Here is an 8,191-nt window from a genome sequence, read left to right as displayed (position 1 = left end):
GAGAAAGTTTATATTCTCTATGTTAGTGAGTGTTCTTGCTGTCATTCCAGTGCCCCGACATTGGGATTCAACACACTGGAATGGCGATTCCTCATCATACTCCACAGTATCTTTGGATCACGCTAAGGAACGACGGTAGCTACAAATATTTAAGAAATTTGCTAATAGAAAAAAAGGCAAAAAAAACACGTGGTGCTGGTTTTGACCCTATAATAATTTAAATTGGCGCTGTAATAATTTGTCGACGCTTGGTTTAAGCGCGATTTAGCTGAATGTAGAAAAAATTTAAAAGACATACAGCTACGATAATTTGATGTAATAAGCCAAAAAATACCTTAAGTTTTTTACTGAACTTTGTTATTGAACCTGTGCAAGTCAAAAACAAGTTGCGAGTCAGAAATACCCTTGATGCCATGGCAATGAGGTTTTTGAAATTTATTAAGTAGTTTTTTACATTTCCGTGAGCTATTTGGATAATAGAGAAGAGTGTTGAAGTGAAAGAAAGTAATACAATTTTATTAAAAAATTAACTTCAACCCAGCTAAGAGTATGTAACCTGAGTTGTTATTCATTACTTTAGGTTCTTCGGTATTAAATTTTACAATATCGAAATAGTATGAAGTACCCATAAAAAGAGGATATTCAAGACCTAAAGCATATGAAGTTAATTTGTTTGTACCCTTGCCTATAATATCCTGGCCACCACTAAAATATGTTAAGCTCAACTTGCGGGAATCAGAGCAGTAAGCAACACCTGCATTCATGTAATATGTGTTACTTACTTCAGGATCAAGCTTTTTACCAGATTTACCGCTATTACCATATGAAAAAATGCAATCAAGATTGAAAAACTTCAGTTTCAAACCAAAATTCCAGTGCAGTAATTGATTGTGACACTGGAGATTGCTAGGATTTTTGTTGGTACAATCAGCTAAATCTTCTCTTGCAAATCCACCAGTCAAAGTAGTAGTAAAGCTTATATCATCTGATAGGCCGTTTTTATAGGAAAGGCCAGAAGCAACCAGATTGTTGTACTGTAAGTTATTTTTTCCTGGAACATAACTGAGCCCCAGTTGAAAATTATAAATCTCAGGGGAGATATAGCTTACCACTGGCTGCTTTAACTTTAGTTTAAGTCCACTGTAATTACTATAAATACTGGGCTTTACCCAGAACACCTCATCTTTATCACATCCAGCGCCATCATCTTTTTTTTCATTACCAAGCAAGTTTACATAGTTTCCCCAGTAACCATTTGCTCCTCCAGCAGCTACATCAATCTTTGAAGTGTTAATCAGCATACTTTGACTAACCAAATTTCTTTTACCATACTCAATTGATCCAAACCCCTGGTTTTTAATGATAAAATACCATTCCTCCATGTTTAACTTCTCTATGTCTAACGCTTTTAGATTAGAGATATTGGGAACCTTTGCCTTTATATTAAACCCCATTTGAGTATTTGGATAAATACGTTGTAAATAAAAAAGGCGCAAGTATGAATAACTTGAAGTCTTATCTTTAGGCTTAATATCAAAAGAATCTCTGTTGAAGGCATAGCTAAATCTCAAATCCATTTTCCCGTCTAGCTCTGCATAAGATATTTCCTTGTCCAAAATTACTCTAGCGCCAGTATTACTTTGTGGAAACAACAACGGAAACAATATTACTAGGCAGTATCTTAATTTCATGAATAAACTTAAAATCTTTATAAAAGTCTAAGTTTAAACTCAATATAGGCAAAAGACAACTTTCCAGAAGGCGCCTCCGATTTTTGCACTAAACCTAAACTTTTGGCCAGCTTTTGAGCTACATTTCCATAAATTACTGATATACTGGGGTAATTTCCGCTTTAATAACTGCTTATTTAATAGCAGAATGTTATACGATCAATTATTTGAGGTGTGTTATGTGCACTGCAGTTAATCAAGATAAAAAGCACTTTATTTTATCAGCATATCTGAGTAAATTGTCACTACGGCAATTTTTGTAGAAATGCTCTATAACAACTTTCAGTGCATCATCTATCTCATCACAGTTGCTATCAAAACTGAATAATTCCCATAACCACATTCATTTGATGCCGCAAGGTAAAACTTGATACAACATATAACTCTAAAGTAGAAGACTCGTTATCTGGTATATCAAATAAGTCATGGTTTTTATATTTCTTACCCATTGGATATTCATCTCGAAACATCCCTGATTTATGAAGCAAGCTTACGCCATGTATCAATAGCTCATAATTAATCTTGTGACTAGTGAACCGCATGGTACGAAAAACTTTCACTTTTGTCTTTATATCTTCTCCTTTAGCGTCAATTAAGGAAAAATCTATCACTTTAGGCAATATACCAAATAAATCATGTCTATCTTCGTTATACTCCAGATAATCCTCCACATCATCAGCTGTTCTTGTGTTTAAAATATTGATTAACGGCTTATTAAGTAAATTCCCCTTTCATATTTTAACAAATCCCTTGCAGCTTGACTTAGCCTTAAAATTGATAAAGTTCTTTCCTTATTATCCTGACAAACAAATATCACAGCATCATCTTTCCTTCTTGCAGTTATAAAATCTTTCATACTTTCACTCTATACAGAGTATTTATAAGTATAATAAGATTACATTAAAATTTATTTACCTATAACAGGCTTGACTAGATATAATAGAAGTGGCCTAACATCATATTTTGTTGTATAGCTAGCTACTTTCGATGGTGATAAAGATAGAATAACTTTTGTCGTTCCAGTGCGTGCGCCTGAAATCCATGAACTCTTCAGAAAAAAAAATAGGCAGATTTAGCCTACCTTTTTACTTTATAAGTATTACTCCTTTCTTTGTGTGTCTTGTTGAGCTTGTTCAACAACAGCTTATCCTAAATAAGTGTTAACTTCAGCACCCTGTTTGTCTAATTTATTTATCATCTCACTTTCATCTGCTGAGGTGTACTCACCGTCTTTGTTTTTTGTTTCTAGTGAAGCTATACCTAGTAATAAGGTATTAAATTCCTGCTGGAAAAGCTGATCATCTATAGTAATAAGGTAATCCTTATCTTCTAAGCTGAAGTATAAACAATATTCATCATCTATCATGCTTACTTTCTTCATCCTTGTTTTGTTACTTTCTTTTATTTTATTATGTATATCTTCTATCATTTGTACCACTACTTTACCGTCATTAGTAACAACAATCTTCTGAGCTTTTAACTCAGATATTTAATTGTTTTTGTTGATTGCATATACCATTAAACCCGCGATTGCTAAAAATAATATAACTTAAGCTATTAAAACTGGTAGAGTTACTATAGAAACCAGCCCTATGGTTCCCAGTAAAGTTGGTTTAATAAATACAACTATTGCTATTAATGTAGTTATAGAAGCCAAAGCAGCGCCTACCGTAAGAGTAGTGTTCATTTTGCAGAATTAACCATAATGGTTTTTGAAAGTTTTGAAAACCGATATAATTACCTCTTTAATAAATTGTTAATATATCTAAAATTATATGTAAAAAATTACCTCAGCCCGAAACTTTTAACAAAATTTTTAGCTGATAGGTAACTTTTCATAAACTATCTACCACTCGAACCAAAACCTCCTGCACTTCTTTCAGTTTCTTCAGTGCATAATCGTTCTGCATCATCCCAAATTACCCGGAACACAGGAGCAATAAGGATTTGTGCAATTCTATCTCCCCTTTTTATTTCATATGGCTGATTACTGAGATTAATTAGGCAAACTTTAACCTCGCCGCGATAATCAGAGTCTATAGTACCAGGAGAATTTAAGACAGTAATTCCATATTTTGCAGCAAGACCAGAACGTGGGCGAACTTGTCCCTCAAAACCATTTGGTATTACAATTACAATTCCAGTTGGAATAAGTAATCTTTCAAGTGGATTTAAAACAGTAGAGCCACCCAATGCAGCATAAAGATCCATACCAGCACTCTGCATAGTTGCATAACACGGAAGGGGCAAATCTTTTCCATGAGACAACTTTTTTATTTCTACTTTAATTTTATTTCTTTGTACCCTACCCACCAAAGCTCAAGTTATAGCATGTAAACTACATCTGCAAAAGTGATATGCCACGGCAATTACGTTTAGCTATAAATCATTTACAATTGATACGCTAGAATTACTCTCAGTAAATAAATCAATCATAATATTAGGTATTCTCCCATTAACTATATGAGCAATTCCAGCACATTCTTCTACCATTTTAGCACATGCTATAAGTTTTTCAACAAATCTTTCTCCCTTAATTTTACCGCAATTAATCGATGCATTTAAATTTTTAACAGATATCTTCCTACCATCAATTTTATCCATTTCTTCACATATGTCGCTAAAGATTATCATTTTAGATGCAGAAACTGCCACTGCTATTGCACCCGCAGCACCATCGGCATCAATGTGATACGTTTCTCCATCTTTTCCATGACCAATAGGCGCAATAACTGGTATAAAATCTGATTCTTCAATGAAAAACAATATATCAGGATTGATCTCAGTTGGTATGCCAATAAATCCCATATCTAATATCTTTTCTACATTATTCGATCCATTTTCTCTAAGTGTAGTACTTATTTTTTCGGCTTTTATTAAGTTGCCATCTTTTCCACATAACCCAATAGCTGAACCACCAGCAGAATTTATATGCTGAACAATTTTTTTATTAATTGAACCACATAACACCATTTCAATGATTCTCATAGTATCCTTATCTGTAAGTCTGATATCATTTACGAACTTACTATCGATACCCAAGATTTTTAGTACGGAATCAATTTCATACTCTCCATCATGGACTATAACCGGATTTATACCAAGCTGCTTCAACAAGACAACATTATGCACAAAAGTATTGAACAGTGTTTCATCCGATATTGTTATACCGCCACATTTAATAACAAAGGTTTCGCCTACAAAGTTGGGTATACTAGACAGCGCTTCAAGTAATATTTTTGCTTTTTGCTCAAATGATACCTCACCCTTTAAAAATTCACTGTTCTTCATTCCCTTATCTTGTAAACTTGAAAAACTCATCTCTCACCTTGGTCATTTCATACTTAATATGGACGCTTATTTGATGAATTGACACACTTTCATTATTAATCCATTTTCGAGTACTTTCTAGAATAGCATCAAGATTCCCTAGATCTACTTTGTCTATTTTTGTTAGCACAACATCAAAGTTAATATTATTATATGTTAACCAATAAATAAAGTCTTTGTCTATTTCTTTTAGTCTTACTTTGCTATCTATCAGTACAAACACTCTTCTCAGGTTTCTTCTATGAATCAAATAATATTCAACTAAGCCTAAGTACTGTATTGTTTCATCCTTGCTTGCATGAGAACGGCCATACCCTGGTAGGTCAACAAGTCTGAACTTATCATTGTACATAGAATAAAAATTTATTTGTCTAGTGCACCCAGGTTTAGAAGAAACTCTGGCAGCTTTTTTGCTGTTTATCAGTAAGTTAATTAAACTGGATTTTCCTACATTTGATCTGCCAGCAAACGCAATTTCTGGTACTGATTCATTTGGTAATGAATTTATGTCTGAAGCTCCAAACATAAAATTGCTGTTTAATGTTACCCGCCTTACCATTATATTATATAGAAATACCTAAAGTAGTAGGTATATTATAATGTCATTACTTGATGTAAAAAATTTTTTATTTCAAGTATATATTGCTCACTTAAACAGTTAAAATATTAGACCAGAGCTGCATGGATATAGAGAATAGCTTACAAGATTTAAAGAAAAAATTCAACTACATAGAAAGGAAACTAGAAAATCCTACCAATTTAAGTCAAAAAGAATTTATCAACCTTTCAAAAGAATATTCTGAACTCAGGCCAATTATCAAGATAATCAATGAATATAACACGCTAAAAAAGGAAATTTTAGACTTAGAGGAAATAATAAAAGATGAAAATAGTGAATATGATATAAAGGAGCTAGCTAAAGAAGAATTTTTCGAAAAGCAAAAGGTATTATTACCACAAGTAAAAGCTAAATTAAAATTAGCACTACTGCCTAAAGATGAAGATGATTCAAGAAATGCAATACTAGAAATTAGAGCAGGTACAGGAGGAGAAGAAGCAGCATTATTTGCAGCAATGTTATTCCGAATGTACCAAAAATATGCAGAAAGAAGAAATTGGAAGTTTGAGCCAATAAGTATTTCCAGCACAGGTATAGGTGGTTATAAGGAAGCTTCTGCACTTATCAATGGGACAGAAGTTTTTGCAAGGCTGAAATTTGAATCAGGGGTACATAGGGTACAGCGAGTGCCAGAAACTGAATCTTCGGGAAGGTTACATACTTCTGCAGCTACTGTTGCAATATTACCTGAAGTTGAGGAGGTTGATTTTAAAATAGAAGAAAAAGATTTACGGATAGATGTTTATAGATCCAGCGGTCCTGGAGGGCAATCAGTGAACACAACTGACAGCGCAGTGAGAGTCACTCACTTACCAACAGAAATAGTTGTAATACAGCAAGACGAAAAATCGCAGCACAAAAACAAAGCTAAAGCGCTCAAAGTATTGAGGGCAAGGCTATATGAAATTGAAAGGCAAAAAAAAGAAATAGAAAGATCAACAATGAGAAAGAGTCAAATTGGCTCTGGAGACCGTTCTGAACGTATAAGAACTTATAACTTCCCACAATCAAGAATAACAGATCATAGAATCAATCTAACTTCACATCAGCTAGAGCAGATTATAAAAGAAGGCGAGCTAGATGAATTTATTGAGGCATTAATTTCACGTAACGAAGCAGAAAGATTGGCTGGGGAAAGTTAATATATATACACCTACATTAGTATAATGTATTTTTTAAAAGCAACAAATAGATAGTAAAAATAAGTTCTAACACTACTGCAGAAAGAACAAGGAGAGATACACTGATTGCCTGACCATTGTAAACATAGCTTGTTAAACTGATAAAAATAGCTATGACAAAAGACCTGATAAACGAAACTGCAGAAGAAGCCGTACCTTTAATATCAGGGAAAATATTCAATGATGTATTGAAAATGACTGGCTGGCAAATTGCACAACCAATCACGAAAATAATCATAGACAGTGTTACTAAGCAAGACAAATGGGGCATGGTTACACTGAATATTACAAGTAATAGAGACCCTATGACAATCACGCCCGTACCAGAAATTACACATCTTATTGCCCCAAGTTTCTGCAAAATTTTGCCGGTAAATAGACTGATAAGTGAGAAACATCCAACTATTGCACATTGATGCAGCGCGTAAATAGTGCTAGATAAGCCAAAAGTTTTCATATATAAAAAAGGTCCACAGGTGATGAACGACATATAAGCAGCAGAAAAAAAGCTTGGTACCAAAGACAACGCCATAAATTTTGAATTCGATAATAACCTTCTATAATCTTTCATCATTTTTTTCAAATTGAAAATATCGCGGTCCTTTTTTGTTTCCGGTAACGCTAAAAGCAGTAAAATCCAAGAGATCAAACAAATTATTGCAACACTTGCATAATTGCCACGCCACCCAACAATTCCATTAATGAAACTACCTAAGACTGGTGCAATTGCCATGACAACTGTAAGAACAGAATTCATGATTCCAATAAATTTTATCGCTTTGTTTCCTTGATAACTATCTGCAATAATTGTAAATACAACTACAGATGTGCTAACACCAATGCCTTGAATAAAGCGGGAGATTAAAAGCCAAAAAACTGACGGTGCAAAAACACAACCAACAGCACCAATTAACAGTAAAGTATTACCTATGATCATAATTTTCCTTCTGCCATAACATTCAGATAACGGACCAAAAAATAGCCCTCCTATGCAAAGGCCCAGGAAATTATAAGCAATAGTTAACTGAATTGTACCTTCCAATACATTGAAATAGCGTACTATGTCTGGAAAGCCAGGTACAGAAATATCAATTTCAATGAACTGGGCAATCAGAGATAGAATCAACAAAAAAGGTAGTAACATTTAAAGTTTTTAATTAATGGATAAAGGTAGCACATTTAAAGCGCTTAGCAAAGAATATTTTTATTATTACAAAAATGGCCCCCATTTAAAAATACTCTACATATTACAAAAAGAATTTACATTAGACCTCTTGCATAACAAACTAGCAGCGATATACAAACCTCAGAAACGAAAAAATTACTTGACA

9 protein-coding genes are annotated in these 8,191 nt (G+C 33.6%); 1 reads left to right on the top strand and 8 read right to left on the bottom strand.

What is annotated here, in order from left to right; genetic code table 11:
- Positions 1–518 precede the first annotated feature (518 nt).
- The 7 genes from CCY16_RS02115 to yihA form a co-directional block, all read right to left on the bottom strand.
- Positions 519–1,691 carry a porin gene (locus CCY16_RS02115; RefSeq protein WP_088414595.1) on the bottom strand — a complete coding sequence of 391 codons (1,173 nt, stop codon included), beginning with the start codon at positions 1,689–1,691 and terminating at the stop codon, positions 519–521.
- A gap of 353 nt (positions 1,692–2,044) precedes the next feature.
- Positions 2,045–2,401 carry a hypothetical protein gene (locus CCY16_RS06100; RefSeq protein WP_245800723.1) on the bottom strand — a complete coding sequence of 119 codons (357 nt, stop codon included), beginning with the start codon at positions 2,399–2,401 and terminating at the stop codon, positions 2,045–2,047.
- Between the two features lie 32 nt (positions 2,402–2,433).
- Positions 2,434–2,586, bottom strand: a complete 153-nt coding sequence (locus CCY16_RS06095; RefSeq protein ID WP_245800722.1) for a hypothetical protein — start codon at positions 2,584–2,586, stop codon at positions 2,434–2,436.
- Positions 2,587–2,874: 288 nt separating this feature from the next.
- Positions 2,875–3,159 carry a hypothetical protein gene (locus tag CCY16_RS02105; protein ID WP_088414593.1) on the bottom strand — a complete coding sequence of 95 codons (285 nt, stop codon included), beginning with the start codon at positions 3,157–3,159 and terminating at the stop codon, positions 2,875–2,877.
- Positions 3,160–3,572: 413 nt separating this feature from the next.
- The gene (gene dut / locus CCY16_RS02100; protein ID WP_088414591.1) at positions 3,573–4,043 is read right to left on the bottom strand and encodes a dUTP diphosphatase; all 471 of its coding nucleotides are present in this window, start codon (positions 4,041–4,043) and stop codon (positions 3,573–3,575) included.
- 66 nt (positions 4,044–4,109) lie between these two features.
- Positions 4,110–5,021, bottom strand: coding sequence for an acetylglutamate kinase (gene argB, locus CCY16_RS02095; RefSeq protein ID WP_088414597.1), 912 nt, complete (start codon positions 5,019–5,021; stop codon positions 4,110–4,112).
- Positions 5,022–5,025: 4 nt separating this feature from the next.
- Positions 5,026–5,619, bottom strand: coding sequence for a ribosome biogenesis GTP-binding protein YihA/YsxC (yihA, locus tag CCY16_RS02090; protein WP_088414589.1), 594 nt, complete (start codon positions 5,617–5,619; stop codon positions 5,026–5,028).
- 122 nt (positions 5,620–5,741) lie between these two features.
- Here yihA and prfA point away from each other — a divergent pair, with 122 nt between their 5' ends.
- On the top strand, positions 5,742–6,821 hold the full coding sequence (prfA, locus tag CCY16_RS02085; RefSeq protein ID WP_088414587.1) for a peptide chain release factor 1: 1,080 nt from the start codon (positions 5,742–5,744) through the stop codon (positions 6,819–6,821).
- Between the two features lie 16 nt (positions 6,822–6,837).
- On the opposite strand, the gene CCY16_RS02080 is transcribed toward prfA, so the two are convergent.
- Positions 6,838–8,004 carry a multidrug effflux MFS transporter gene (locus CCY16_RS02080; protein ID WP_088414585.1) on the bottom strand — a complete coding sequence of 389 codons (1,167 nt, stop codon included), beginning with the start codon at positions 8,002–8,004 and terminating at the stop codon, positions 6,838–6,840.
- Between the last annotated feature and the right edge of the window lie 187 nt (positions 8,005–8,191).

The organism is Wolbachia endosymbiont of Wuchereria bancrofti (assembly GCF_002204235.2).
Classification (GTDB): Bacteria; Pseudomonadota; Alphaproteobacteria; order Rickettsiales; family Anaplasmataceae; genus Wolbachia.
Note: the sequence above shows the minus strand (reverse complement) of the source record. Positions and strands in the feature narration are given on the sequence as shown.